We start from the raw sequence: 25,345 nt of genomic DNA, 5'->3' as shown, positions 1-25,345 counted from the left end.
CGTCATGGGAGGCTGACGGGATGGACAAGCCCATGCTCGACGCCGGGACACCCCTGTTGGCCGAGGTGACCCCATCGGCGCTCGGTGCGCTCGGGGTCGCCGGTTTCGCCGACACGCTCGGTTTCGGTTCCCGGGTTCGCGTGGGAGTGCTGCTGGTCGACGGCCTCGGCTGGGACCTGCTGGCCGACCACGCCGCCGACGCCCCGGTGCTGTCCGGGCTGCCGCGCCGGCCGCTGCGCGTGGGCTACCCGGCCACCACCGCTGCCGGGCTCGCCGCGATCGGCACGGGCGTCGCCTCAGGTGAACACGGCCTGGTGGGCTACTCGTTCGACCTGCCGGGCGTGGGGGTGTTGAACGCGCTGCGCTGGCGCAGGCACCCGGACGGTGAGGACCTGCACGACCGCGTGCGCCCGGCCGAGGTGCAGCGACTGCCGACGACCTTCGCCCGCGCCGCCGAAGCCGGCCTGACCACCACCGTGGTGTCCTCCGCGTCGTTCGCCGACAGGCCGTTGACCCGGGCCGTGCTGTCGGGAGGGTCGTACGTGGGGGTGCACGCGCTCGGCGACCTCGCGGCGGCCATGTCCTCGGCGCTGAGCTCGCCGGGCAGCTTCTGTTACGCCTACCACGGTGATCTGGACTTCATGGGGCATCTCCACGGTCCCGGCTCGTTGCCGTGGCGGATGCAGTTACGGCAGGTGGACCGGCTGGTCGAGTCCGTGGTCGAGAACCTGCCGCCGGGTGCGGTCCTGGCCGTGGTTGCCGACCACGGCATGGTCACCCTCGACGGCAGCGCCGTCGACGTGGACGCCGAACCCGCGCTGACGGCCGGCGTGCGGGCGTTGGCGGGCGAGGTCAGGGCCCGGCACGTCTACGCCGAGAGCGGAGCGGTCGACGACGTGTTGACCACGTGGCGGGAGGTGCTCGGCGACCGCGCATGGGTGCTGCACAGGGACGACGCCGTGGAAGCGGGCTGGTTCGGACCGGTGGTGGCCCCTCATGTGCTGCCACGCATCGGTGACGTCGTGGCGGCCGCCCGTGGCCGTGCGGGGATGCTGCGGAAGACCTGCGAGCCCAAGGAGTCGGCGCTCGTCGGGCAGCACGGCTCGCTGTCCCCGGCGGAGCAGCTCGTACCGTTCGTTCTGGCGGAAGCCGGCTGACGTGTGGTCGGCGGCAGTGTGAGGGACGCTGTGGTGTGACGGTTACCGTGGAGCCATGCCCCGACGTAACCGTGCACGCCGTGTCGAACCCCGAACAGGTTCGTCCGCGGGTTGGGCACGTGCCGAATCGGGGCCCGACGGTGACTGGGTGGTGCGTTCGGTGCCGGGTGCGCAGGCCACCAAGACCTACCGCTGTCCCGGCTGCGACCACGAGATCCGGCCCGGGGTGGCGCACGTCGTGGCCTGGCCCGCCGGTGAGTACGGCTCCGCCACCGACCGGCGGCACTGGCACCAGGGCTGCTGGCGGGCGCGAACCCGCAGGGGACCGACCCGTCGCCGCTGGTGAGACCGGTCAGCCGGTGTGCCGGGGCTCTCTGCGGTAGTACACCGCGGGAGCGCCGCGGTAGAGGTCTCGCCGGTATTCCGAGAACGCCAGCTTCTCCGCCACCCGTCGCGCCGCGGTGTTGCGGACGTTCGTGACGATCACCACCGGTTTCTCGGGGAACTCCCGCTCGGCCCAGTCGATCAGTGCCGCCCCCATCTCGGGGGCGTAGCCGTGCCCCCAGGCGTCCGGGCGGAAGCGGTAGTACAGGTTGAGCACCGACTCCCCGTCGAGATCGGTGGTCTGGAGGCCGCCGACGCCGATCACGTCCCGGACCTCGGCGAGCTCCACCGCGACGTACCCGAAGCCGTGGTCGGCCCAGTGCCGCCGCCAGGAGTCGAACTGGACCCGTGCCTCGTCCGGGGTCGGGGGCGCGCCCTCGTGCGGATGGGTTTCCCGCGCGGCCTGGAGCCCGACCACGATCGGCAGGTCGTCGTCGACGAACGGTCGCAGCAGCAGCCGTGGCGTGCGCAGGGACCCCAGCCGTGTCATGTCCGCGAATCTAGTGCCTTCCCCCGACAATGGGAGGCATGTCGTCTCTGCCGCTGGTGCTGCTGCACGCCTATCCGCTCGACGCGCGCATGTGGGACCCCGTGCGCGCACCGCTCGCCGAACGTACGCGGCTGATCACGCCCGACCAGCGCGGGCTCGGTCGTTCCCCGCTGCCCGACAGCGGCGACACGGACGCCGAGCCGAGTCTCGACCACGCGGCTCGTGACGTGCTGGCCCTGCTCGACCGACTCGAACTCGACAAGGTCGTGCTCGGCGGCTGCTCGATGGGAGGCTACGTCACGCTCGCGCTCCTGAGGCTCGCTCCCGAACGCGTCGGTGGGGTCGCGTTGCTCGGTGCCAAGGCGACGGCCGACACCGACGAGGCCAGGGCGAACCGCCTGGAGGTGGCACGGCGGGCCGAGGCCGAGGGCACGGCGGGTTGGCTCGCCGAGCAGATGCTGCCGAAGCTGCTGGGCGAGACCACGCGACACCGCCGTCCCGAGGTGACCGAGCGGGTGCGCGAACTCGTCGAGCAGCAGCCGCCGTCGGGGGTCGCGTGGGCGCAACGTGCCATGGCCGCGCGTGGTGACTCCACCGAGCTGCTCCGCTCGGTGGACGTGCCCACCGTGGTGGTCGCGGGTGAGGAGGACACCGTGAACCCTCCGCAGACCGCGCGTGACCTCGCCGACACGGTGCCGCACGCCGAACTCGTGGTGCTGCCGGAGGCCGGTCACCTGACCCCGATGGAGGCCCCGGAAGCCGTGGTCGACGCCGTCTCGCGCGTACTCGGCTGAGGCGGTAGTGACGTAGCCAACAGGGCTCGTGGAACGCGCCCCCGTGAGCCACAACACGCACCTTCACCTGCGGTTTTCGGGTGATCGCGGCGGTGCGGTGGGTCGCGAGGGGGGTGGTCGGGAGGTCCGGGAAAGTGATCTGTGCTCCCGGTGCGCGAGCCCGGATGGGCGGAGGGATACGATCCCCCGTAGCCAACGTGGGTCCCCGCCCGTGGCGAGCAAGGTTCGCGGGGTTTCGAGTGCAGGAGGCTTCAGTGACGGCCGTAGCGCCCCAGCCGATCGCAACGCGTCCGTACCCGACGCGAGAGTCGGTGAAGGGATCGTCATTGTTGCGGTTCTTCCGCACGACGGACCACAAGCAGCTCGGCATCATGTACATGGTGACCGCGTTCGCTTTCTTCATGGCCGGCGGCGCGATGGCGATGCTGATCCGCACCGAGCTCGCGGTACCCGGTCAGCAGTTCCTGTCCCAGGAGCAGTACAACCAGCTGTTCACCATGCACGGCACGGTGATGCTGCTGTTCTACGCGACGCCGATCGTGTTCGGGTTCGCGAACTACGTCCTGCCGCTGCAGATCGGTTCGCCCGACGTCGCGTTCCCGCGGCTGAACGCCTTCTCGTACTGGCTGTACCTGTTCGGCGGCCTGACCTCCATGGCCGGCTTCATCACGCCAGGTGGTGCCGCCGACTTCGGCTGGTTCGCCTACACCCCGCTGTCGAACGCCATCTACTCGCCCGGCATCGGCGCGGACCTGTGGATCGCCGGGCTGGTCGTCAGTGGTCTGGGCACCATCCTCGGCGCGGTCAACATGATCACTACGGTGGTCTGCCTGCGTGCTCCCGGCATGACGATGTGGCGGATGCCGATCTTCACGTGGAACATCCTGATCACCAGCCTGCTCGTCCTGCTGGCGTTCCCGATCCTCACCGCCGCGCTCGTGGGCCTGCTCGCCGACCGCCAGCTGGGCGGCCACGTCTTCGACCCGGCCAACGGTGGCGTGATCCTGTGGCAGCACATGTTCTGGTTCTTCGGCCACCCCGAGGTGTACATCGTGGCGCTGCCGTTCTTCGGTATCGCCTCGGAGATCGTGCCGGTGTTCGCCCGCAAGCCGATCTTCGGTTACAAGGGTCTGGTCTGGGCCACGCTGTCCATCGCGGCGCTGTCGATCGCGGTGTGGGCGCACCACATGTACGCGACCGGCGCGGTGCTGCTGCCGTTCTTCGCCTTCATGACCTTCCTCATCGCCGTCCCGACCGGTGTGAAGTTCTTCAACTGGATCGGCACGATGTGGAAGGGGCAGATGAGCTTCGAGTCGCCGATGCTCTTCACCGTCGGTTTCATGGTCACCTTCCTCTTCGGTGGTCTGACCGGTGTTCTGCTGGCCGCGCCGTCGATCGACTTCCACGTCTCCGACAGCTACTTCGTGGTCGCGCACTTCCACTACGTGCTCTACGGCACGATCGTGTTCGCCACGTTCGCCGGCATCTACTTCTGGTTCCCGAAGATGACCGGCCGCATGATGGACGAGTCGTTGGCCAAGCTCCACTTCTGGCTCACGTTCCTCGGCTTCCACCTCACGTTCCTGGTGCAGCACTGGCTGGGCAACGAGGGCATGCCGCGCCGGTACGTGGACTACCTCGCCAGCGACGGGTTCACCACGCTGAACACGATCTCCACCATCGGCGCGTACATCCTGGGCGCTTCGACGCTGCCGTTCATCTGGAACGTGTTCAAGAGCTACCGCTACGGTGAGATCGTCACGGTGGACGACCCGTGGGGCTACGGCAACAGCCTCGAGTGGGCCACCAGCTGCCCGCCGCCTCGGCACAACTTCACCGAGCTGCCGCGGATCCGTTCCGAGCGCCCGGCGTTCGAGCTGCACTACCCGCACATGGTCGAGCGGATGCGTAGCGAGGGCCACGTGACGTTCACGGGCAAGACGCTGCCGCACAAGGACGCCAAGGACGCTCCGTCCGAGCTCGTCACCGCGGGCGCGATGCCCGGGGACCGGGACAAGGACAACGCAAGCGAACAGTGACCGGGACCTCCCGGCCATGCGAGCCGGAGCCGAAGGAGACGCAGTGAGTCCCACTCCAGTCCTGATCACCGCGACCGGACCGGACAAGCCGGGCGTCTCCTCGGTCCTGTTCGCCGCGTTGACCCGCCAGGGTGTCGAGGTCCTCGACATCGAGCAGGTCGTCATCAGGGGGCAGCTCGTACTCGGTGTGCTCGTCACCGTCGAGTCGGACCCAGAGGGCCTGCAGGAGATGGTCGAGCAGGCCATGGCGACCGTGGCCATGAACGTGGACGTGCGGATCGGGTCGGCCATCGGAGCCGACCCGTTCGCACCGGCCCGGCGCGGCTCGACTCACGTGCTGGTGCTGCTCGGCAGACCCATCACGGCCCGGGCCTTCACGCGGGTCGCCCGCTCGCTCGCGCGGATGAGCGTCAACATCGACACCATCCGCAGCATCGCGGACTATCCCGTCACCGGTCTCGAACTCCACGTCTCGGCCGCCGACGACACGCCTGAGGCCGACAGCGAACTCCGCACCGTGCTCGCCGACGTGGGCGCACGCGGTGGCCTGGACGTCTCGATCGAGCGCGCCGGCCTGTCGCGACGGGCCAAACGACTGGTGGTCTTCGACGTCGACTCGACCCTCATCCAGGGCGAGGTGATCGAGATGCTCGCCGCGCACGCCGGTGTCGAGCCGGAGGTCCGCGAGATCACCGACGCGGCCATGCGGGGTGAGTTGAACTTCACCGAGTCGCTGATGCGGCGTGTGTCGCTGCTGGAAGGTCTTCCCGAAACGGTGCTCGACGAGGTGGCCGCGAAGATCGAGCTCACCCCTGGGGCCCGGACCACCGTGCGGACCCTCAAGCGCCTCGGTTTCCGGTGCGGCGTGGTCTCCGGAGGGTTCACGCGCATCATCGACGGCCTCGTCACCGACCTCGGTCTCGACTTCGCCGTCGCCAACGAACTGGAGATCGTCGACGGCAGGCTCACTGGCCGGGTCGTCGGCGACGTCGTCGACCGTGCCGCGAAGGCGGAGTCGCTGAAGCGGTACGCCGCCGGCTACGGCATCCCCCTCGGCCAGTGCGTCGCGGTGGGCGACGGCGCCAACGACATCGACATGCTCACCACCGCGGGTATGGGCATCGCGTTCAACGCCAAACCCGCGCTGCGCGAGGTGGCCGACGCCGCCCTGTCGCACCCGTACCTGGACGCGGTGCTGTTCATGCTCGGGGTGACCCGTGCCGAGGTGGAGGCGGCCGACGTCGCTGACGGGCTTCCCCTGATCCGGCCATGACCGCGGCAGAGCAGGAACCCGTACTGGAGCCCGTGGCCGCCCGCTACGCGTGGTGGCTCGGGCTGCCCGCCGAGCGCACCGCCGACCGTGACGTGCCACCGGAGCAGGTGTGGGCGATGCCCGTGGTGCTTCGGATGGAGAAGTCGGCGCCGCCGTCGCGGACGCCACTGCTGGAGGCCGCGGCTGCCGCAGCGCTCGCCGTGTGTCTCCACGGCGACGCCCGTCCCGGAGGACCCTGGTACGAGGCGCTGCACACGTGGACGTCCGGCCACATCCGCAAGGTCGCGCGCCGCGCCAGGGGAGCGCACTGGGACGCGGTGCAGGAGTTGCCGGGCGTGACGATGGAGGTGGACGGCGCACAGGCCCGCGCGCTGCTGCCGTGCCGGGTCGGCGACCTCCCGCGCGAGGTCTCGCGGTTGCAGATCTCCGGCAGCGACCTTCCCGCCGACGAACCCGGACCCGCTCCCGGCGACCGACCCGTGCTGCTGCTGAACCCCGGCGTGACGATGTCGGCGGGCAAGGCCGCCGCACAGGTGGGCCACGCGACCATGCTGCTCGCGGCCCTGCTCGACTCCGCCCGGCTCGCCGCCTGGGCGGTACAGCACTACCGCTGCTATGTGCGCGTGGCCGAGGCGGAGCAGTGGGCGCGCTCGACGGCCGCGCTCGCGCGGCCCCACGAGGCGTGGAACGAGCACGGGTTGGTGGCCGTCCGCGACGCCGGGTTCACCGAGGTCGAGCCGGGCACCGTGACGGTGGTGGCGAGGCGGGCCTAGGGGCGGCTGAAGCCGTTGTCGCTGCGGGTGGGTGGCCGCCTTTCGGGCGGACTCCGAAGCCTCGCATGACGGCCGCCCGCCACCCTCGGGTCGCTCTCGCCCGCGCAGCTCTGCGACAGCGAGCCACGGCTGGCACCGTGGGGTGATGCCGAACATCAACGAACCCGACGACGGACGCGGCACACTGACGGTGACGTTCGGGCACGAGGAGCTGGTCCTACGCCGACGTTACGAGATCCTCAGCATCGGCAACGACCTGCTCATCGCGTTGTGGTTCGTGGCGGGCAGTGTGCTGTTCTTCTGGGAGTCCACCGCCACCGTCGGCACGTGGTTCTTCCTGGTGGGGAGCCTCCAGCTCGCCGCGCGGCCCGGTATCCGCCTGTTCCGCCGGGTTCACCTGCGCCGCGTCGCCGGTGCCGCTGCCGAGACGACGCGCGACTTCTGACGCCCTCACCGCCGCGACGTCCATGTGGCGGCCATCCGCCCACTCCGTCAACCTTGACGGCCTGGGTCGGGTTTCATGAGTCCTCCCCGTGCAGCCGGTACGCGGGAAGCGTGAAACACGGCCTAGTTCGCCTTCCACACGACGTACGCCTTGTCGGCGTCGGTGGTCATCGCCTCGACGAACGTGTCGTGGTCGAAGCCGGGAAGCGTCTGCAGCCGTTCGATCAGCGCGTCGGCGGCCGGATCACCGCTGGGAACCGCCGTGCCCGTGCCGTCGGAGGCCGCCAACATGAGGAAGACGTCCTCCTTCCACGGACCCTCGGGAATCACCCTCACGACGACGGCGGCCAGGTCGGTCCACGTGATCGACTCCTCGGTTCCGTCGGCCAACAGGCGACGGACACCGGTGTCGTCGACGCTGATGGAACGGGAACGGGCGCTGGACGAATCGGGCGGCAACGACATCTCCCTCGGTGTCGGGTTGGCGTCCACCGTAGTCCCTCGCCGTGGCCGACTCAGGCGGGGGCGGCGGCGTCGAGTCGCCGCAGGGCGTCGCGGACGACGTCGGGTCGCTGGGTCGGCCACAGCGGCGGCAGGGAGGCACGCAGGAAGCCGCCGTACCGAGCGGTGGCCAGCCTGGAGTCCAGCACCGCGACCACGCCGCGGTCGCTCACCGAGCGGTGCAGCCTGCCGACGCCCTGGGCGAGCAGCAGAGCCGCGTGCGTGGCGGCCACGGTGAGGAAGCCGTTCCCGCCTCGAGCCTCCACCGCGCGCTGCCGGGCCGACGCCACCGGATCGTCGGGCCGGGGAAACGGCAGCCGGTCCACGATGACGAGCGACAGCGACGGGCCGGGCACATCCACGCCCTGCCACAGCGACAGCGTGCCGAACAGGCACGTGCGGGCGTCCTCGGCGAACTTGTTGACCAGCAGTGACGTGGAGTCGTCACCCTGGCACAGGATGGGGTGCGCGATGCGGTCGCGGAGTTCCTCGGTGGCCTGCTTCGCGGCTCGCATGGAGGAGAACAACCCGAGCGTGCGACCGCCCGCCGCGTCGATCAGTTCGGCGATCTCGTCGAGTGTGGCCGTGCCGAGGCCGTCTCGACCTGGCGGAGGCAGGTGCTTGGCGACGTAGAGGATGCCGTTGCGGCGGTAGTCGAAGGGGGAACCGACGTCGAGCCCGCTCCACCGGGGGCCGCTGTCGGTGTCCGACGGCGGGGGTTTCTCCGTCGCCGTGCCGCTCGCCTTCTCGGTGGGCTGCGGTGCCGGGGGCAGACCCCACTGACGGGCGAGGGTGTCGAACGTGCCGCCCAGGGCCAGGGTCGCCGACGTGAGCACCGTGGTGCTCGTGCCGAACACCCGCTCGCGCAGCAGGCCGCCGACACCCAGTGGTGCGGCGTGCAGTGCGGGGGGCCTCGGACTCGCGGACTGCCTGTCGCCTGTGGCCCACACCACGTCCTTGCGGTCGGCGGGGTCGTCGTCGAACGCGTCGAGCAGCCGGACGGCCGTGTCGTGCACGTCGTCCAGCGAGGAACGCGCGAGCTTGCGTTTGGTGGCCTCATCGGGGTCCTCGCGGCGCTCGGAACCCAGCGCGGTGAGGCAGGCGTGCGCGGCGTCGCGCACGGCGGCGAGCGCGCCACCCAGAGCGTCGGGGAGCACGTCCAGCCTGCCCGGCGGTACGTCCTCCAGCATGAGCGACAGGCCCTCACCCGTCTCCAGCAGGCGGTCCGCGATGTCGGCGTCGATGAGCCTGCCGCAGCGCCGGGTCGCCGCCGTCACCATGGCGGGTGACAGGTCCGCGGTGGCCGCCGACGTCACGCGGTCGACCAGCTCGTGGGCCTCGTCGATGATCGTGACGTCGTGGTCGGGCAGGACCTGGTATTCCTGCAAGGCGTCGATGGCCAGCAGCGCGTGGTTGGTGACCACGACGTTCGCCCTGCCCGCCTCGGCCCGCGCCAGCTCGGCGAAGCAGTCGTCACCGACCGGGCAGCGGCCCGCGCCGAGACACTCCTTCGCCGTCACCGACACCTGGCGCCACGCCTGCTCGGACACGCCGGGAACCAGCTCGTCGCGGTCGCCGGTCTCGGTGTCGGACGACCACTCGTGGAGTCGTTTCACCTCGCGGCCGATCCGGGAGATGGCGAACTGGTCGAACAGGGCGGTGTCCTCCGGCTCGTCCTCCACGCCGGTGTGCACGCGGTGCAGGCACAGGTAGTTGCGTCGGCCCTTGAGGATCGCGAACGTCGGTTCCACGCCGAGGGGTTTCTTCAGCGCCCTGGCCAGGCGCGGCAGGTCGCGGTCGACGAGTTGGCGCTGCAGCGCGATCGTCGCCGTGGACACCACCACGGTGGTGTCGGACTCGACGGCGTGGCGGATGGCGGGGACGAGGTAGGCGAGCGACTTGCCGGTGCCCGTCCCCGCCTGCACGGCGAGGTGCTCGCCGGTGCGGATGGCGCGGTCCACGGCCTCGGCCATGCGAACCTGGCCCTCGCGCTCGGCACCACCCACCGCGTCGACGGCGTGGCTGAGGAGTTCGCGGACGCTGGGCAGGTCCGAACGGGCACCGGTCACGTCCCGAAACGTTACCGCCAGGGCCTGTCGTTCTCGTCGCCCACCGCGTGTGCCGCCCGCCCCGACATCGTGTCCGCGGTTCTCGTGCGGGTGTCCGCAGTTCCTGTACGTGTGTCCGCAGCCTCCGGCGCGGACACACGTGCACAACTTGCGGACACGGCGTCAGCGGGGGCGGGTGAGCAGTTTGAGTTCCTCCCGGTCCGGAAGGCCCGTCGTCTCGCCGGGGACGGTGAGGGAGAAGGCCCGGCACGCGGCGGCCGTGCGCAGTCGCCGATCCGGCGACGCACCTGTCAGGAACTCCGCCAGGTAGCCCGCGACGAACGCGTCGTCGGCGCCCTCGGTGTCCACCGACCGCACCGGGTAGCTCGGCACGTCGTACCGGGACCCGTGCAGCTCCGCCACGGCCCCGCGCGGCCCGAGCTCGATGATCACCTGTTCCGGTCCGAGTTCCGCCAGTCCGGCCGCCAGCTCCTGCGGATCGCCGTCCAGACCGAGCAGCCGGGCGGCGTCGTCCCCGGCGAACACGATGTCGCACAACGACACGAGGTCGTACAGGATGTCGGCCGCGTCCTCGGGGTACCAGAGAGCGTGGCCGTAGTCGATGTCGAGTGACACGGGAACGCCTTCGCCGCGGGCGGCCTCGGCCGCGGCGAACACCGCCTTGGCGGCCGAGTCCGAGAGCCCGGGGGTGAGGCCACTGAGGTGCAGCACGCCCGCCGCGCGGATGTGGTCTTCCGGGATGTCCTCCGGGCACAGCCGGGTTCCGGCGCTGCCGTTGCGGTAGTACGCGGAGCGAGTGGCGTCCGCGTTGCGGAAGTCCTTGATCATCAACCCGGTGGGTGCCTGGCGGTCGGTGCGCACGGCGGAGGTGTCCACCCCCTCCTCCCGCAGCCGTGCCAGGACGAGTGCGCCGGGTTCGTCGGCGCCGAGCCTCCCCGCCCACGCGGCGGGGACACCCAGCCTGGCCACACCGATGGCGACCATGGCCTCGGACCCGGCGATACCGACGTCCACCGAGGTGGCGTGCCGTAGTTTGCCCGACTGCGTGCTGAAAACCGTGAGCGCCTCGCCGAAGGTCAACAGCCCCGTACCCGTCACGAAGCGACCTTCGGTTCTCCGACGACGGCCACCTCGGCCTCACGCAGTTCCGCCAGCGCCGCGTCCACCGTGGACGCCGAGACGCCCGCGGTGAGGCCGGCGAGAACGCGGACGTCGAAGCCGTGCCGGGCGGCGTCGAGCGCGGTGGCGCGCACGCAGTGGTCGGTGGCGATCCCGACGACGTCGACCGCCGTCACCTCGCGCACCCGTAGCCAGTCGACGAGGAGCTCGCCCGCGTCCGTCTCGCCCTCGAAACCCGAGTAGCCGTCGCTGTACTGGCCCTTCGAGAACACCGCTGTGATCGGTGTGACGTCCAGGCGGGGGTGGAAGCTCGCGCCCGCCGTGTCAGCCACGCAGTGCCGGGGCCACGAACGCACGAAGTCGGGATCGTCGCTGAAGTGCTCACCGGGATCGATGTGGTAGTCGCGGGTGGCCACCACGTGGTCGTACGCGGAGCGGTCACCGCGCACGTACGCCGAGATGGCGTCGGCCACCGCGGCTCCTCCGGCGACCGCGAGCGAACCTCCCTCGCAGAAGTCGTTCTGCACGTCCACCACGATCAGTGCGGTAGCCATGTTCACCTCCGGGATCGACGCGACCACGTGCCGGCTAAAGGAAGGTCGTGGGAATGGCGGGGTCGCCGCTGGACAACTTCAGCCCTTCCCACGGCAGGCTCACCAGCGCGCGGCGCAGGCGCTGCCTGGCGTCTTCAAGGGTGGGCAGGTCCTCCGCCGGTTGTCCAGCACGCAGCAGGGGAATGTGCAGTTCCTTGTCGTGCTCGGCGGGCTCGGGCGGGTTGCCGGTCGGGTAGACGACCTCCTCCAGCGCGGTGCCCGTGGGCTTGTGGCGGCGCAGCGCGGCCTTGCGGCCTCCCCGGGATGCCTTGTGCTCACTGCGTTTCGCCACGGGCCGACCGTCCACCTCGACCAGTTTGTACACCATCCCGGCGGTGGGTGCGCCGGAGCCGGTGACGACGGACGTGCCCACGCCGTAGGCGTCCACGGGTTCGGCGCGCAGGGCGGCGATGGCGTGCTCGTCGAGGTCACCGGAGACGACGATGCGGGTGTCCTTGGCTCCCAACGCGTCGAGCTGTTCGCGGGCCTGCCGCGCGAGCACGCCGACGTCGCCGGAGTCGATGCGGATGGCACCGAGTTCGGGACCCGCCACGCGAACGGCGGTGTCGATTCCCTTGGTGATGTCGTAGGTGTCCACCAGCAGGGTGGTGTCGGTGCCCATCTTCTCGATCTGGGCGCGGAACGCGGCCTCCTCGGTGTCGTGCAGGAGCATGAACGCGTGTGCGACGGTGCCTCGGGTGGGAATGCCGTAGCTGCGGCCCGCTTCGAGGTTCGAGGTGGTGGCGAAGCCGGCGAGGTAGGCGGCACGGGCGGCGGCCACGGCGGCGTGCTCGTGCGTGCGCCGACCGCCCATCTCGATGATGGGGCGCCCGTTGGCGGCGGCCGACATCCGAGCGGCGGCGGAGGCGACCGCGCTGTCGTGGTTGAGGATCGAGAGCACCACGGTCTCGAGCAGGACGCTCTCGGCGAACGTGCCGCGCACGGTGAGGACCGGTGAGCCCGGGAAGTACAGCTCCCCCTCGGGGTAGCCGTCGATGTCGCCGGTGAACCGGTAGTTCGCGAGCCAGTCGAGCGTGGCCGAGTCGACCACGGCGGTCCGCTCCAGCTGGGCGAGTTCGGCTTCGGTGAACCGGAAATCGGCGATCGCGTCGAGAACCCGCTGTGTCCCGGCGACGACGCCGTAGCGGCGTCCGGCGGGAAGCCTGCGGGCGAACACCTCGAACACGCAGTCTCGTTCGCCGGTCCCGTCACGCAACGCGCTCGCCAGCATTGTCAGCTCGTAGTGGTCGGTGAACAGCGCGGTGCTGCTTCCGCTCGCCGGGGAGGACATGCCGCAAGATTATTCGTCACTCAGAACCGCGCGGCCAGGGTGGGCCGCCGGGTGGGTGCGGAAAGGGTGCACTCTCACCCGCGTGGCCTACCTCTGGCACGCCGGTGCTGTGCCCCGTGACACCATGGGGGGCATGACCACGCCCGTCGAGGCCGAAGAAACACTCGGTGCGGATCTCGGCGCCGAAGACCGACCGTGGCAGACGATCGTGTGGAACGACCCGGTCAACCTCATGTCCTACGTGACCTACGTGTTCCAGCGGATCTTCGGGTACAGCAAGGACCACGCCACGAAACTCATGCTCGACGTACACCACAAGGGCAGAGCCGTCGTGTCGTCGGGAACGAAGGAGAAGGTGGAGGGCGACGTCGCGAAACTTCACGCGGCGGGCCTGTGGGCGACGATGGAACAGCCGTGAGGGAATGGCGCCGCAGGGGCGGCAAGGTGGTCGGCGGTTTCGAGCAGCAGGAAGCGGCCGTGGTGCGCGGGCTGGTCGGCCAGATCGAGGACATGCTGAAGACGCGCGCGGACGAGGCTCCGCGGGACGAACTCGCTGAGCTGACCGGCATCCGCACCGGCCCGTCGGAGGGGCCGGAGGACCCCGTCCTGGGACGGTTGCTGCCCGACTTCCACAGGCTCGACCCCGACAGCCCGTCGAAGGAGTCGCTGGACTCGGCGGCGGCGTTGCGGTCGCTGCACGAGCCCGCGCTGCTGGACGCGAAGCTCGGCGTGGCCGAGGTGGTGTTGCGGACGCTGCCGCCCGGCGGTGGCGAGGTGCGCCTGACGTTCGAGCAGGCCGACGCGTGGCTGTCGGCGCTCAACGACGTGCGGCTCGCGCTGGGCACCGCGCTCGACGTCACCGAGGACATGCCCGACCAGTTGCCCGAGGACGACCCGCGTGCCCCGCACCTCGGCGTCTACCACTGGTTGACGTGGGTGCAGGACACGCTCGTGCAGGCGCTCACCGAGTGAGGCGGAACGGGTGACGACGACCAACCCGGGACGCCACAACGCGATCACGGACGTGCGGGGGATCCGGGTCGGCCACCACGACCGCACCGGCGACGGGTGGCTGTGCGGCACCACGGTCGTGTTGCCGCCGGAGGGCACCGTCGGGGCGGTGGACCAGCGCGGTGGCGCGCCGGGCACGCGGGAGACGGACCTGCTCGCACCCGAGAACCTCGTGCGCACGGTCGATGCCGTGTGCCTGTCGGGCGGCAGTGCGTTCGGCCTCGCCGCGGCCGACGGGGTGATGAGGTGGCTGGACGAGCGGCAGCGCGGCTTCCCGGTGGGTCCGGAGCCGGCTCACGTCGTGCCGATCGTCCCCTCGGCGGTGATCTTCGATCTGCCCCGCAGCACGTGGGGCAACCGCCCCGATGCGACGTTCGGCCACGCCGCCTGCGAGGCGGCGACCGGAGGGCCCGTCGCGCAGGGCTCGGTGGGAGCGGGCGCGGGTGCGCAGGTCGGCTCGCTGAAGGGCGGTGTCGGCACGGCCAGTGAGGATGTCGACGGCATCGTGGTCGGCGCGCTGGCCGTGGTGAACGCCGCCGGTGAGGCCGTGCGCCTGGACACCGGGTTGCCGTACGCCGCCGAGTACGCCGACGAGAACGAGTTCGGTGTGTCCCGCTGGCCGGAGCGTGCGGGGAACTTCACCGCACCGTCCGGGACCCGGCTGAACACGACGATCGGTGTGGTGGCCGTCGACGCGACGTTGTCGAAGGCGCAGTGCCGCCGGTTGGCCGTCGCCGCGCAGGACGGCATCGCCTGGGCCGTGCGCCCGGCGCACACGATGTTCGACGGTGACACCGTGTTCGCGTTGGCCACGGGGGAGAAGGACCTGCAGAGGGCGGAAGGGCCGATCGGGGACGCGGGTAGCGCGGCGGCGCTCGACCGCCTGTGCACCGCGGCGGCGCGGGTGTTCGCCCGCGCGATGGTGCACGGTCTGCTGTCCGCGAAGGGGGTGCCGGGGCTGCCCGCCTACGCCGAGGTGTGGCCGGAAGTGTTCGCCGATGGCTGAGCGTGCGCGGTGGCACGTCGATCTGCACCACGACGACGTGAACCGGTTCCCAGGTGTGGCTTTCGTGTTGTGGCACGTGTGCGGCGTGGACAAGCAGACCGGCGTGGCGTTGGCCGACGAGGCGCAGCGGCACGGGATCGCGCGCGTGCTGTCCTTCGGCACCCGGGAGGAGGCCGAGCGCGTGGTGGCCGAGATCCAGGTGCTCGGCGTGCGGGCCACCGTGAGCGACAGTGCCGAGCCCGGCGCGATGGCTCCGTGACGTACGACCAGACAGTGTGACCAGACGAGGAGACGAGTGACGGGGGAGTTCGTCCGGGCGTGGCGCGCCGGACAGGGCGTGTGCCTTGCGGTGTCCCGGCTGGTGGCGGAGGGCCTGCTCGGGGTTTTCGACGACCTGGAGTGCGCGTTCACGGGGCAGCGCAGGCGGTTCGGGCGCAGGCCGCCTTCCCTGCCCGACCGGCGGCTGTTCCCCGACGCCTACTTCGACCGTGAGGCGAGCGCGGACTTCCGGGCCCGGCACGGGGAGGCGATGCGGCGCCAGGTGTTCGACGCGGTGCGCCGCACCAGCGTGCTCTTCGCGCACGCTCACGACTCCGGGGAGGATCCGGCCGTGGTGACGGTGCCCGAGGTCGCCGTGCCGGACGTCTTCTGCGCATTGGGTCATGCGCAGTCACTGTTCGTGTCGCGGCCGAGGTGGAACGCGCTCGTGGACTGGCCCACGGTCACACTCCGCAAGGGCGGGAGGGAGCTGACGTGGCTGGTCACGTGTCAGACCGCGCTGGCGGAGGCGGCGCTTGCGGCCTCCGCCAACCTCGGCGAGGACTCCGAACAGTAGCTCGACCTGCGGTTTCTCACGTTGTGAACGCCCTGTTGCGGAACCGTAGAATGAGCCTCGTGCTCCAGATTCGCCGTGACCTCGTGGACGCGATCGTCGAGCATGCCCGCCGGGACCACCCGGACGAGGCGTGTGGGGTGATCGCGGGTCCTGACGACGGCACGGACCGCCCCGAGCGGTTCATTCCCATGGTGAACGCGGCGCGCTCGCCGACCTTCTACGAGTTCGACTCGGGCGACCTGCTCAGGCTGTACCGGGAGATGGACGCCCGCGACGAGAAGCCCGTGGTGATCTACCACTCGCACACCGCGACCGAGGCGTATCCCTCGCGCACGGACATCAAGCTCGCGCAGGAACCCTTCGCGCACTACGTGCTGGTGTCGACCCGGCAGCCGGACACGTACGAGTTCCGGTCGTACCGCATCGTCGACGGCGAGGTCACCGAGGAGGAAGTGGAGATCGTCGACGCGTACCCGGCGGCCGGCACCGGCGGCCACGACTCCTCCGAATCCTCCGAATCCTCCGAGGCGCTCTGAGTCACTCGCGGGAATAGCCCCGCGCTCCGGAACGTCTGTTCTGTCGTCAACCCCGAGTGGAGGTAACCCATGTCCGTGACCGTCTCCATCCCTACGATCCTGCGCACGCACACCGACGGCGAGAAGTCCGTCGAGGCGTCCGGCAAGACCGTGGCCGAGGTGATCGACGACCTCGACGCCAAGTACGGCGGTATCAAGGAGCGCCTGGTCAAGGACGACAAGCTGCACCGCTTCGTCAACGTCTACGTCAACGACGAGGACGTTCGGTTCGCCGGTGGCCTCGACGCCGAGGTGGCTGACGGCGACACCATGACGATCCTTCCCGCCGTCGCCGGCGGCGCACGGTAGGTCGGCCGTGGCCAGGTACGCCTCACTGCTCGACGCCCTCGGCGGAACCCCACTGGTGGGGTTGCCGAGGCTGTCGCCGTCACCCGAGGTCCGCCTGTGGGCGAAGCTGGAGGACCGCAACCCCACCGGCTCGATCAAGGACCGTCCCGCGCTGGCCATGATCGAGGCCGCCGAACGGGACGGCATCCTCAAGTCCGGTGACACGATCCTCGAACCGACGTCCGGCAACACCGGTATCTCGCTGGCGATGGCCGCCAAGCTCAAGGGCTACGGCATGGTCTGTGTGATGCCGGAGAACACCTCGGAGGAGCGTAGGCAGCTTCTCCAGGCGTACGGCGCGCGGATCGTGTACTCGCCCGCGGCGGGCGGGTCGAACGAGGCCGTACGGCGGGCGAAGGAACTGGCGAAGGCGAACCCGGACTGGGTCATGCTGTACCAGTACGGCAACCCGGCCAACGCGGACGCGCACTACTACGGCACCGGGCCCGAGCTGTTGAAGGACCTGCCCACGCTGACGCACTTCGTCGGCGGCCTCGGCACCACGGGAACGCTGGTGGGAGTCGGCCGGTACCTGCGCGAGCACAAGCCGGACGTACAGGTCATCGCCGCCGAGCCACGTTACGGCGAGCTCGTGTACGGCCTGCGCAACCTCGACGAGGGTTTCGTCCCGGAGCTGTACGACCCCGAGGTGCTCAGCGGCCGGTACTCCGTCGGGGCGTACGACGCCCTGCGGCGCACCCGCGAGTTGCTGGAGAAGGAGGGCATCTTCGCGGGCATCTCCACCGGGGCCGTGTTGCACGCCGCCCTGGGAGTGGCCAACAAGGTGCTCAAGAAGGGCGGCAGCGCGGACATCGCCTTCGTGGTCGCCGACGCGGGGTGGAAGTACCTCTCCACCGGCGCGTACAGCGGCTCCCTCGACGAGGCCGCCGAGCGGCTCGACGGCCAGCTCTGGGCGTGAGCTCTCGGAGCCTGTTCTCGAACCCACCGCGCAGCGGGTAACCGGGGTTCACCAGCGGGCTCTCAGGGTTTTCACCCGAGGCGGGGGGCCTCGGTGCGGGGTTAGCCTGCACGACGTGGACATTCCCAGCGCCTCCTCACCGACGCCGCCGACTCCGCAGCGCAACGGGGCCAAGCGGGTCATCCCGCGCAGGCCTCTCGCCGCGGCAGCCGTGTCGGCGGCCTTCGTCGCTCTGCTCTACCTCGTGGAGCTCGTCGACGTCGTCCTGCCCCTGGAGCTCGACCGGAACGGCATCGTGTCGCGCTCACTCGACGGGCTCGACGGTGTGGTGTGGGCGCCGCTGCTGCACGACGGCTGGTCGCATCTGTTCGCCAACACCTGGCCGGTGGCCGTGTTCGCCTTCCTCGCGATGGCGGGTGGCCTCGGGCAGTGGGTGATGGTGACGGCCGTGATCTGGGTCGTCGGTGGTCTCGGCGTGTGGCTGGTCTCGCCCGACCACACCGTGACGGTCGGCGCCTCCGGACTGGCGTTCGGCTGGCTCGCCTTCCTGCTCCTGCGGGGGGTGTTCTCCCGAAGCCTCGCGCAGCTCGCGGTGGCCGTGGTGCTGTTCGCGCTGTGGGGCGGAATGCTGTGGGGCGTGTTCCCTGGCACACCGGGGGTGTCCTGGCAGGGGCACCTGTTCGGCGCGGTGGGTGGTGTGCTCGCGGCGTGGCTGGTGGCGAGAGCGGACCGGAGGAAGAGGTCGACGGCGCGGCCGGAGCTGCCAGGTAGTCTCGGCGCGTGACCACGACCCGCTCCGCCTCCGCCCCGATCGGGATCTTCGACTCCGGAGTCGGCGGGTTGACGGTCGCGCGTGCCGTGGCCGACCAACTGCCAGCCGAACGCCTCCGCTACGTCGGTGACACCGCCCACGCCCCGTACGGTCCGCTGCCCATCGCCCGGGTGCGCGAGCTGGCTCTGACAGCGCTCGACGGACTCGTCGCCGACGGGGTGAAAGCCCTCGTGATCGCGTGCAACACCGCGTCCGCCGCCTGCCTGCGCGACGCGAGGGAGCGCTACGACATCCCGGTCTTCGAGGTGGTGCTGCCCGCCGCCCGCCGAGCGGCGGCGACGACCCGTAACGGCCGGGTCGGGCTCATCGGCACCGAGGGCACAGTGCGGTCGCGGGCCTACGACGACGCGCTGGCGGCCACGGACGTCGAGCTCAGCAGCGTGGCGTGTCCCCGGTTCGTCGAGTTCGTCGAACGCGGAATCACCTCCGGCAGGCAGGTGCTCGGGCTCGCACAGGGCTACCTCGACCCGCTCGTGCGCCACGGCGTCGACACCCTGATCCTCGGCTGCACGCACTACCCGCTGCTGACGGGCGTCCTCCAGGCCGTCATGGGTCCCGACGTCACTCTCGTGTCGAGTGCCGAGGAGACGGCCAAGGACGTGGTGAACGTCCTCACCGAACTCGACCTGCTGGCTGAGCGGCCGGAACCGCCGGAGCACGAGTTCGTCGCCACCGGCTCGGCCGAGCAGTTCGCCAGACTGGCCCGGCGTTTCATGGGCTTCGGCACAGTGCTCGCCACCACGTGAGGAGGGCGCGGCGCCCTCTGCCGTGGCATGGTGTTGATCGTGCGACTGACGATCCTCGGCTGTTGCGGCAGCATTCCCGGTCCTGACGCGGCAGCTTCCGGCTACCTCGTGGAGGCCGAGGGGTTCCGGCTGGGGCTGGACTTCGGCAACGGCATCCTGGCGCGTCTCCAGACGGTGTGCGACCCCTTCGAATTGGACGCGCTCGTGTTGTCGCACCTGCATCCCGACCACTGCGCGGACTTCAGTGCCCTCACGGTGCTGCGCCGCTACCATCCCGACCCGCCCTACGACCCGAGGCGGCGCAGGCTGCCCGTCCACGCGCCGTCGGAGGCCCCGGCCCGGCTCGCCAACGCCTACGCGCCGCACGAGGCCGAGCGCCGCGACACGGACCTCTCGGACGTGTTCGAGTTCCACGCGCTGAGCCGTGAGGCGAGGACCGTCGGCCCGTTCACGGTGACGCCGGTGCCCGTGGTGCACCCGACCGAGTCGTTCGGCGTGCGCATCACACACGGCGACACCACGCTCGCCTACACCGGTGACACCGGACCGTGTGCCGCGCTCGACGAGCTGGCCGACGGTGCGGACGTGCTGCTGTGCGAGGCGAGCTGGACCGACGCGCCCGACCGCCCCGCCGACCTGCACCTGTCGGGCACGCAGGCGGGCGAACTCGCGGAGCGGGCGAACGTGGGCAGGCTGCTGCTCACCCACGTACCGCCGTGGTCGGACGGCGAGGCGATCCTCGCCGAGGCCGGGGCGGCGTTCCACGGCCCCACGGAGCGTGTGCGGCAGGGCGCGGTCTACGACCTCTGACCGGGTTCTCCTTCGGTGAGGACGGGCAGGCCGGCCTGCCGCAGCAGCCGCCGCAGGTACGCGGTGTGGCCCGAGGCTCGTGCGCTTTCCGGCTCCAGTGCCAGGCGATGGATCACGGCACCCAGCAACATGTCGATCAGGAGGTCGAGGTCGGCGTCCGCGGCGAGTGCGCCGTTTGCCTGCGCGTGGCGGAGCACGGCCCGCGCCCTCTCGCGGCGTGGGACGACGTGGTGGTGCCAGTACGCGGACAGCAGGGCGGGATGGTCGGCACCCGCGCCGACCAGCCGGGCGGTCAGCGCCCGGTAGCGAGGGTCCGCGAGCGCCTGGCCCCACAGCGGTAGCAGTCTCTCGATCAGCTCGGGCAGGGGGACGTCCCAGTCCTGCTCGTCCAGGGCCGGGATGTCCTCGCGTGCGGACTCGATCGCCTCGGCGAGCAGGTCCTCCTTCGAGGACCAGCGCTTGTAGACGGTCGCCTTCGCCACACCCGCGCGCCGGGCGATGGCCTCGATGCTGGTCCCCGCTATGCCGCGTTCGACGAGCAGGTCCACGGCCGCGGTCAAGATCGCCGTGTCGGCGCGGGGGTCGCGGGGCCGTCCCGGCCCGGCATGTCGGGTCGTCCTGACGTTCATGCGTCGATCCTGGCGTGCAGGACCTCGGTGAACCACCGGCGTAGCCCGTCGGGATCGTCACCCCGCCACGCGAGGTGCCCGTCGGGCCGGATCAGGAGAGCGGGCCCGGTCGCCGCCGGGTCGGTCAGGGCGGTCACCTCGCCACCCAGGTGGGCACGCGCGGTGCGGGCGAGCGCGTCGGCTTCGGCTCCGGGCGGGGTGAGGACCACCCAGGCCGGGTGCAGCTCCGAATGCAGGCGTACCGGGCTGCCGTCGGAGCGGGTGCAGGCGAGGTCGGCGATCCGGTCTCCGGGACGCGGCGTCCGTCCGCGCCCACCGAGCGGCCCTCGCCGGTAGGTGACCCACAACTGGGACGCCCTGCGGGTCGCGACACGTTGTACCCGGGGCGAGTCCAGGAGGGGGACGACGAGCCGGTCGCGGACGAACCTGCCCACGGCGCCGTCGGCGACCAGCAGCCGGGTGTTGTTCGTGGTGGTGCGCAGGACCTCGGCGGCCAGCGGGCGCCGCTCGGCCGGGTAGGTGTCCAGCAGGTTCTCCGCCGCTCTGCCACGGACGACGAGCGCCAACTTCCATGCCAGGTTCTCGGCGTCGCCGATGCCGGTGTTCATGCCCTGGCCACCGATCGGGCTGTGCACGTGGGCGGCGTCCCCGGCGAGGAGCACACGGCCGCTGCGGTAGGTGTCCGCGAGCCTGCGGTGGATGCGGAACACCGACGTCCACACCGCGTCGCGGATGCGCATGCCCCGGTCGCCCGTGCGCACGGCGACGAGCTCGGCGAAGCGCGCGATGATCTCCTCTGCGTCGAGCCGGCGGTCCAGCGCGGAGACGTCGGCCATCAGGCGCCAGAGGTCGCCGTTGTCCGTGCCGCTGTCATGATCGCGCATGGGCATGGCCAGCAACAGGCCGTCCGGGTGGAAGAAGCCCGCGGAGGTGCTCCGGTCCCGCTTCCAGTCCGCGTGGACGTCGGCCAGCAGGAACTGCTCGACGACGGGCACTCCGGGAAAGCCGATGCCGGCGGCCTCGCGGACCGTGCTGTGCGCGCCGTCGCAACCGACCAGCCAGCGCGCCTGTGCCCGCGTTCCGTCGGCGAACTCGACGCTCACGCCCTCGGCGTCCCGCACCACTCCAGTGCACGTCGTACCCCACTCCACGGCCCCGCCCAGCTCGTCGAGCCGGGCGCGGAGCTGCCGCTCGACCAGGGCCTGTGACACGAACAACGCCTGGACGTCCTCGCTGTCGTCCGGCGTGAAACGCATGGTGGAGATCGGTCGCGAGCCCGCGTGCATGCGCATCCCCATCGGAGCGAGCGACCGTTCGCGCAGGTCGCCGAGGGCGCCGAGCCGTCGGAGCACCTCCACGCCGCGTGCGTGCAGGATGTTCGCCCGCGACGTCGAGGCCGGTCCGCTCGCGCGGTCGACCACGCGTACGGCCACCCCCTGCGCCGCCAGTCCGCACGCCAGCGCCAGACCGGTGGGGCCCGCGCCGACGACCAGGACCTCCGGGTGTCGCTCCATGGCCACCCTCCAATTTCTATACGTATACGGATGCGTATAGAAAATAGGATACTCGGCGACCGGGAACGGCCGGGCCCCTGATCGCGGGCCGTTCACGCCGGGGTCACGCCCTTCTCACCCGGCGTCCGGGTGGCTTCACTAGGCTGCCAGGCGTGGTGCGAGAAGACGGCAGGAACGACGACCAGCTCCGCGAGGTACGGATCACCCGCGGTTTCCAGCAGTGGCCGGCGGGCTCGGTGCTCGTCGAGTTCGGCAACACGAGGGTGCTGTGTGCCGCGAGCGTCACCGAGGGAGTGCCCCGGTGGCGGGCCGGTTCGGGCCTGGGCTGGGTGACCGCCGAGTACGCGATGCTGCCGTCGGCCACGCACACGCGCGGCGACCGCGAGTCGATCAAGGGCCGGGTCGGGGGCCGGACCCACGAGATCAGCAGGCTGATCGGCCGCTCGCTGCGGTCGTGCATCGACCTCGCCGCGCTGGGCGAGAACACCATCGTCATCGACTGCGACGTGATCCAGGCCGACGGCGGCACGCGCACGGCCGCGATCACGGGTGGCTACGTGGCGCTGGCCGACGCCATCACGTGGCTCGGCGCGGCGGGGCGGCTCGCCGATCCGCAGCCGCTGTCGGCCGCAGTGTCGGCGGTCAGCGTGGGTGTCGTGGACGGCCGGGTGCGGCTCGACCTGCCGTACGAGGAGGACTCGCGCGCCGAGGTGGACATGAACGTCGTCGCCACCGACACGGGCACGCTCATCGAGGTGCAGGGCACCGGCGAGGGCGCCACGTTCACCCGGTCCACTCTGGACAAGATGCTCGACCTCGCGCAGGCGGGCTGCGCGGAGCTGGCGCGTATCCAGGCCGAGGCGCTCGCGGCCCCGTATCCCGGTGAGCTGCCGGAACCGCCGCCCGCGAAGAAGAAGGGCTCCAAGTGACCACGCAGGTGCTGCTGGCGACACGCAACGCGAAGAAACTCGACGAACTGCGTCGCATCCTCGCCGACGCGGGAGTGGAGGGCGTCGAGATCGTCGGCATGGCCGACGTCGAGCCGTTCGACGAGGCCCCCGAGACGGGCGCGACGTTCGAGGAGAACGCCCTCGCCAAGGCACGCGACGCCGCAGGCGCCACCGGTCTCGCGGCGGTGGCCGACGACTCCGGGTTGACCGTGGACGCACTGAACGGGATGCCGGGCGTGCTGTCGGCGCGCTGGGCGGGTGCCCACGGCGACGACGAGGCGAACCTGAAGCTGGTGCTGGGACAACTCGCCGACGTGCCGGACGAGCGCCGGGGCGCGGCGTTCGTGTGCGCGGCCGCGCTCGTCGTGCCGGGCGCCGAGCCCGTGGTGCTGCGCCGGGAGTGGCGCGGCGTGCTCGTGCGCGAACCCCGGGGCGACAACGGCTTCGGCTACGACCCGATCTTCGTGCCCGACGGCGAGGCGCGGACCTCGGCGGAGTTGGCGCCGGAGGAGAAGGACGCCGTCTCCCACCGAGGTCAGGCGCTGCGCGCCCTGGTGCCGCACCTGCGGGAACTGGGTCAGAAGTAGCGGACCTTCACGCCGGTCGTCGCCTCCTAGGCCGCCAGCTTCAGATCCCGCAGCAGCTTGGCGACGTGGCCCGTGGCGCGGACGTTGTACTGCGCCACCGCGATCGTGCCCTCCGGGTCCACGACGAAGGTCGACCGGATCACGCCCTGCACGACGCGCCCGTAGTTCTTCTTCTCACCGAACGCGCCCCACTCGGTGAGGACGGTCTTGTCCGGATCGGAGAGGAGCGGGAAAGTCAGCTTCTCGTTCTCCGTGAACTTCGCCAGCTTCTCCGGCTTGTCCGGGGAGATGCCCAACACCTGGTATCCGGCGTCGTTCAGCTGGGCGAGGTTGTCGCGGAAGTCGCACGCCTGCTTGGTGCAGCCGGGCGTGCCCGCGGCCGGGTAGAAGTACACCACCACGGACTGGCCGCGGAAGTCGGACAGCGACACGGTGTTGCCCTCGCTGTCGGGCAACGTGAAGTCGGGGGCCGGGTCGCCGGGGGAGAGACGGTTGCGGTCGGTCATGGCCGAAGCGTAACGCGCGGGGTCAGACCGACCCGACGAACACCACCTTGGTGGGCTTGGTGGAATCCGGGCGGAGCGTGAGTTCGACCGTCGCGGGTTCGGCGGGGAGCGCGAACGCGAGCGTCACCTTCGTCGAATCGCCCGCCGCGAGGTCGCTGTCGGCGTTGACGATGCCGTTGTAGCCGCGCGTGATGTCCTGGACCTGCTTGATCTCCTTACCGTCGATCATGGCTTGCGCCGAGAGGTCGGAGATGCGGTACGGATCCTGCCCCTCGTTGTAGAGCTCGATGCCGAAGGCCGCGGCACGCGCGGATCGCGGGTAGGCACTCTCGCTGGGCACGAAGACGTTCGGCGACGAGACGGTCACCACCAGACCGGAAGGAAAGCGGTGCTCGGAGCCGAACCGCAGCAGTCTGCCCGACGAGGTGGCCGCGGGCGACGACTGTTCGGCGGAGGCCTCCGACGACGGAACCGCTTCGGGGCCGTCACCCGCCGACGACGTGCCGCACGCGGCCAGTGCGAACGCCGCGCACACCGCAGCGACTGTCCTCGCCGTAGACAAAGCCTGGCTCCTTGGTCCGATCGCAGGGCGGAAGTTACTCCGTCCGGGGGCGCAACCGTCGCCCTCGTCCACTCTGGCGACGTGGACCCGAGCAGGCCAGCCGGATCGAACGGTTGAGGCGGAGTCGGAGCCCGCCCGTGTCCTCACCGTGATGCGCCCGCACCGAAGGAGTGATGGCAGTTACGGACGGTGGCTCACACGGCGATGGCGAAGACGAGAATGAAGACGGCGAGCCCGGCGAGCCACAGGACGATCAGCCAGCCCCAGTCCCGCCACGGGTCGACGACGCGGTTGTCCTCACCGGGTACGTAGACGCCACGTTTCTCGAACCAGTCGGCCCATTCGTCCGGCCAGCGCAGTAGGCGCCGTCCGACCATGCGTCACCTCTTCTGCCACGCAGCATGTCGTCCTCACATATTTCAAGTCGGCGACGTCGAAGGCAAGCCGCCCGGCGCGGTGGCCGCTCAGGACGCCGGGTCGAGTGAACTGGCGGTCTTCGCCGCACTCGGCGCACGATCTACCGTGATGCCGGTCATACGGTCGCCCAGACGACCACACCGGTATCGGCGTCGCCGAGCCGGAAGAGCC

31 protein-coding genes are annotated in these 25,345 nt (G+C 70.8%); 20 read left to right on the top strand and 11 right to left on the bottom strand.

Going from position 1 to position 25,345, the window contains the following annotated elements; all coding sequences use genetic code 11:
* Positions 1 to 20 precede the first annotated feature (20 nt).
* Both SACCYDRAFT_RS19145 and SACCYDRAFT_RS19140 read left to right on the top strand, forming a co-directional pair.
* A complete protein-coding gene (locus SACCYDRAFT_RS19145) occupies positions 21 to 1,157 on the top strand; it encodes an alkaline phosphatase family protein (protein ID WP_005458711.1) in 1,137 nt (378 codons plus the stop codon).
* A gap of 55 nt (positions 1,158 to 1,212) precedes the next feature.
* On the top strand, positions 1,213 to 1,503 hold the full coding sequence (locus SACCYDRAFT_RS19140; RefSeq protein WP_005458710.1) for a hypothetical protein: 291 nt from the start codon (positions 1,213 to 1,215) through the stop codon (positions 1,501 to 1,503).
* 6 nt (positions 1,504 to 1,509) lie between these two features.
* Here SACCYDRAFT_RS19140 and SACCYDRAFT_RS19135 read toward each other — a convergent pair whose 3' ends face one another.
* Positions 1,510 to 2,031, bottom strand: a complete 522-nt coding sequence (locus SACCYDRAFT_RS19135) for a GNAT family N-acetyltransferase (RefSeq protein WP_005458709.1) — start codon at positions 2,029 to 2,031, stop codon at positions 1,510 to 1,512.
* 38 nt (positions 2,032 to 2,069) lie between these two features.
* Between SACCYDRAFT_RS19135 and SACCYDRAFT_RS19130 the strand changes: the two genes are divergently transcribed.
* The 5 genes from SACCYDRAFT_RS19130 (at position 2,070) to SACCYDRAFT_RS19110 (ending at position 7,355) form a co-directional block, all read left to right on the top strand.
* Complete coding sequence (locus tag SACCYDRAFT_RS19130) at positions 2,070 to 2,825, top strand: alpha/beta fold hydrolase (protein WP_043536682.1); 756 nt, start codon at positions 2,070 to 2,072, stop codon at positions 2,823 to 2,825.
* Positions 2,826 to 3,079: 254 nt separating this feature from the next.
* Positions 3,080 to 4,864 (top strand): aa3-type cytochrome oxidase subunit I, encoded by a 1,785-nt coding sequence (ctaD, locus tag SACCYDRAFT_RS19125; protein WP_005458707.1) that lies wholly within the window; start codon positions 3,080 to 3,082, stop codon positions 4,862 to 4,864.
* A 43-nt stretch (positions 4,865 to 4,907) separates the two neighbouring features.
* Positions 4,908 to 6,137: a phosphoserine phosphatase SerB gene (gene serB / locus SACCYDRAFT_RS19120; protein WP_005458706.1), complete on the top strand. Its 1,230-nt coding sequence runs from the start codon at positions 4,908 to 4,910 to the stop codon at positions 6,135 to 6,137.
* Entirely contained in the window at positions 6,134 to 6,910 is a 777-nt protein-coding gene (locus tag SACCYDRAFT_RS19115) for a peptidyl-tRNA hydrolase (RefSeq protein ID WP_005458704.1), read from the top strand. The genes serB and SACCYDRAFT_RS19115 overlap by 4 nt, the downstream gene beginning before the upstream one ends.
* 145 nt (positions 6,911 to 7,055) lie before the next feature.
* Entirely contained in the window at positions 7,056 to 7,355 is a 300-nt protein-coding gene (locus SACCYDRAFT_RS19110) for a YrhK family protein (protein ID WP_005458703.1), read from the top strand.
* A gap of 122 nt (positions 7,356 to 7,477) precedes the next feature.
* On the opposite strand, the gene SACCYDRAFT_RS19105 is transcribed toward SACCYDRAFT_RS19110, so the two are convergent.
* From SACCYDRAFT_RS19105 to SACCYDRAFT_RS19085, 5 genes are all read right to left on the bottom strand, one after another.
* Positions 7,478 to 7,846, bottom strand: coding sequence for a hypothetical protein (locus SACCYDRAFT_RS19105; RefSeq protein ID WP_005458702.1), 369 nt, complete (start codon positions 7,844 to 7,846; stop codon positions 7,478 to 7,480).
* A 23-nt stretch (positions 7,847 to 7,869) separates the two neighbouring features.
* On the bottom strand, positions 7,870 to 9,924 hold the full coding sequence (locus tag SACCYDRAFT_RS19100) for an ATP-dependent DNA helicase (protein WP_005458700.1): 2,055 nt from the start codon (positions 9,922 to 9,924) through the stop codon (positions 7,870 to 7,872).
* Positions 9,925 to 10,086: 162 nt separating this feature from the next.
* Positions 10,087 to 11,022, bottom strand: coding sequence for a sugar kinase (locus tag SACCYDRAFT_RS19095; RefSeq protein ID WP_005458699.1), 936 nt, complete (start codon positions 11,020 to 11,022; stop codon positions 10,087 to 10,089).
* Positions 11,019 to 11,597, bottom strand: a complete 579-nt coding sequence (locus SACCYDRAFT_RS19090) for an isochorismatase family protein (protein WP_005458697.1) — start codon at positions 11,595 to 11,597, stop codon at positions 11,019 to 11,021. Before SACCYDRAFT_RS19090 ends, SACCYDRAFT_RS19095 begins: the two co-directional genes overlap by 4 nt.
* Before the next feature lie 34 nt (positions 11,598 to 11,631).
* A complete protein-coding gene (locus tag SACCYDRAFT_RS19085) occupies positions 11,632 to 12,927 on the bottom strand; it encodes a nicotinate phosphoribosyltransferase (protein WP_005458695.1) in 1,296 nt (431 codons plus the stop codon).
* Between the two features lie 133 nt (positions 12,928 to 13,060).
* Here SACCYDRAFT_RS19085 and clpS point away from each other — a divergent pair, with 133 nt between their 5' ends.
* The 11 genes from clpS to SACCYDRAFT_RS19030 all read left to right on the top strand — a co-directional run bounded on the left by clpS (position 13,061) and on the right by SACCYDRAFT_RS19030 (position 20,009).
* Positions 13,061 to 13,345 (top strand): ATP-dependent Clp protease adapter ClpS, encoded by a 285-nt coding sequence (clpS, locus tag SACCYDRAFT_RS19080; RefSeq protein WP_043537408.1) that lies wholly within the window; start codon positions 13,061 to 13,063, stop codon positions 13,343 to 13,345.
* On the top strand, positions 13,342 to 13,899 hold the full coding sequence (locus SACCYDRAFT_RS19075) for a DUF2017 domain-containing protein (protein WP_043536678.1): 558 nt from the start codon (positions 13,342 to 13,344) through the stop codon (positions 13,897 to 13,899). Before clpS ends, SACCYDRAFT_RS19075 begins: the two co-directional genes overlap by 4 nt.
* A gap of 10 nt (positions 13,900 to 13,909) precedes the next feature.
* Positions 13,910 to 14,944, top strand: a complete 1,035-nt coding sequence (locus SACCYDRAFT_RS19070; protein ID WP_005458685.1) for a P1 family peptidase — start codon at positions 13,910 to 13,912, stop codon at positions 14,942 to 14,944.
* Positions 14,937 to 15,203 carry an ATP-dependent Clp protease adaptor ClpS gene (locus SACCYDRAFT_RS19065; protein ID WP_005458683.1) on the top strand — a complete coding sequence of 89 codons (267 nt, stop codon included), beginning with the start codon at positions 14,937 to 14,939 and terminating at the stop codon, positions 15,201 to 15,203. Before SACCYDRAFT_RS19070 ends, SACCYDRAFT_RS19065 begins: the two co-directional genes overlap by 8 nt.
* A gap of 36 nt (positions 15,204 to 15,239) precedes the next feature.
* Positions 15,240 to 15,779 (top strand): DUF2017 family protein, encoded by a 540-nt coding sequence (locus SACCYDRAFT_RS19060; protein WP_005458681.1) that lies wholly within the window; start codon positions 15,240 to 15,242, stop codon positions 15,777 to 15,779.
* 50 nt (positions 15,780 to 15,829) lie between these two features.
* Positions 15,830 to 16,315, top strand: a complete 486-nt coding sequence (locus tag SACCYDRAFT_RS19055) for a Mov34/MPN/PAD-1 family protein (protein WP_005458679.1) — start codon at positions 15,830 to 15,832, stop codon at positions 16,313 to 16,315.
* A 69-nt stretch (positions 16,316 to 16,384) separates the two neighbouring features.
* Positions 16,385 to 16,663: a MoaD/ThiS family protein gene (locus SACCYDRAFT_RS19050; protein WP_005458676.1), complete on the top strand. Its 279-nt coding sequence runs from the start codon at positions 16,385 to 16,387 to the stop codon at positions 16,661 to 16,663.
* A gap of 7 nt (positions 16,664 to 16,670) precedes the next feature.
* Complete coding sequence (locus SACCYDRAFT_RS19045; RefSeq protein ID WP_005458675.1) at positions 16,671 to 17,621, top strand: PLP-dependent cysteine synthase family protein; 951 nt, start codon at positions 16,671 to 16,673, stop codon at positions 17,619 to 17,621.
* A 121-nt stretch (positions 17,622 to 17,742) separates the two neighbouring features.
* A complete protein-coding gene (locus SACCYDRAFT_RS19040; protein ID WP_052309209.1) occupies positions 17,743 to 18,405 on the top strand; it encodes a rhomboid family intramembrane serine protease in 663 nt (220 codons plus the stop codon).
* The gene (murI, locus tag SACCYDRAFT_RS19035; protein WP_005458673.1) at positions 18,402 to 19,199 is read left to right on the top strand and encodes a glutamate racemase; all 798 of its coding nucleotides are present in this window, start codon (positions 18,402 to 18,404) and stop codon (positions 19,197 to 19,199) included. Before SACCYDRAFT_RS19040 ends, murI begins: the two co-directional genes overlap by 4 nt.
* 39 nt (positions 19,200 to 19,238) lie before the next feature.
* Positions 19,239 to 20,009, top strand: a complete 771-nt coding sequence (locus SACCYDRAFT_RS19030; RefSeq protein ID WP_043537406.1) for an MBL fold metallo-hydrolase — start codon at positions 19,239 to 19,241, stop codon at positions 20,007 to 20,009.
* Here the strand turns inward: SACCYDRAFT_RS19030 and SACCYDRAFT_RS19025 are convergent.
* Positions 19,997 to 20,638 (bottom strand): TetR/AcrR family transcriptional regulator, encoded by a 642-nt coding sequence (locus tag SACCYDRAFT_RS19025; RefSeq protein ID WP_005458671.1) that lies wholly within the window; start codon positions 20,636 to 20,638, stop codon positions 19,997 to 19,999. The genes SACCYDRAFT_RS19030 and SACCYDRAFT_RS19025 overlap by 13 nt on opposite strands.
* Complete coding sequence (locus tag SACCYDRAFT_RS19020) at positions 20,635 to 22,152, bottom strand: FAD-dependent monooxygenase (protein WP_005458670.1); 1,518 nt, start codon at positions 22,150 to 22,152, stop codon at positions 20,635 to 20,637. The genes SACCYDRAFT_RS19025 and SACCYDRAFT_RS19020 overlap by 4 nt, the downstream gene beginning before the upstream one ends.
* Positions 22,153 to 22,304: 152 nt before the next feature.
* On the opposite strand from SACCYDRAFT_RS19020, the gene rph reads away from it, so the two are divergent.
* Together rph and rdgB are read left to right on the top strand one after the other, a co-directional pair.
* Positions 22,305 to 23,081: a ribonuclease PH gene (rph, locus tag SACCYDRAFT_RS19015; RefSeq protein WP_005458669.1), complete on the top strand. Its 777-nt coding sequence runs from the start codon at positions 22,305 to 22,307 to the stop codon at positions 23,079 to 23,081.
* Entirely contained in the window at positions 23,078 to 23,689 is a 612-nt protein-coding gene (gene rdgB, locus SACCYDRAFT_RS19010) for an RdgB/HAM1 family non-canonical purine NTP pyrophosphatase (protein WP_005458668.1), read from the top strand. The genes rph and rdgB overlap by 4 nt, the downstream gene beginning before the upstream one ends.
* A 26-nt stretch (positions 23,690 to 23,715) precedes the next feature.
* On the opposite strand, the gene bcp is transcribed toward rdgB, so the two are convergent.
* From bcp to SACCYDRAFT_RS18995, 3 genes are all read right to left on the bottom strand, one after another.
* Positions 23,716 to 24,195: a thioredoxin-dependent thiol peroxidase gene (gene bcp / locus SACCYDRAFT_RS19005; protein WP_005458667.1), complete on the bottom strand. Its 480-nt coding sequence runs from the start codon at positions 24,193 to 24,195 to the stop codon at positions 23,716 to 23,718.
* Positions 24,196 to 24,217: 22 nt separating this feature from the next.
* Complete coding sequence (locus tag SACCYDRAFT_RS19000; RefSeq protein WP_005458665.1) at positions 24,218 to 24,757, bottom strand: hypothetical protein; 540 nt, start codon at positions 24,755 to 24,757, stop codon at positions 24,218 to 24,220.
* 194 nt (positions 24,758 to 24,951) lie between these two features.
* Positions 24,952 to 25,134, bottom strand: coding sequence for a hypothetical protein (locus SACCYDRAFT_RS18995; protein ID WP_005458664.1), 183 nt, complete (start codon positions 25,132 to 25,134; stop codon positions 24,952 to 24,954).
* Between the last annotated feature and the right edge of the window lie 211 nt (positions 25,135 to 25,345).

Origin of the sequence: Saccharomonospora cyanea NA-134 (assembly GCF_000244975.1) — a bacterium.
Classification (GTDB): Bacteria; Actinomycetota; Actinomycetes; order Mycobacteriales; family Pseudonocardiaceae; genus Saccharomonospora; species Saccharomonospora cyanea.
This window is presented reverse-complemented; position numbering and strand designations above follow the sequence as displayed.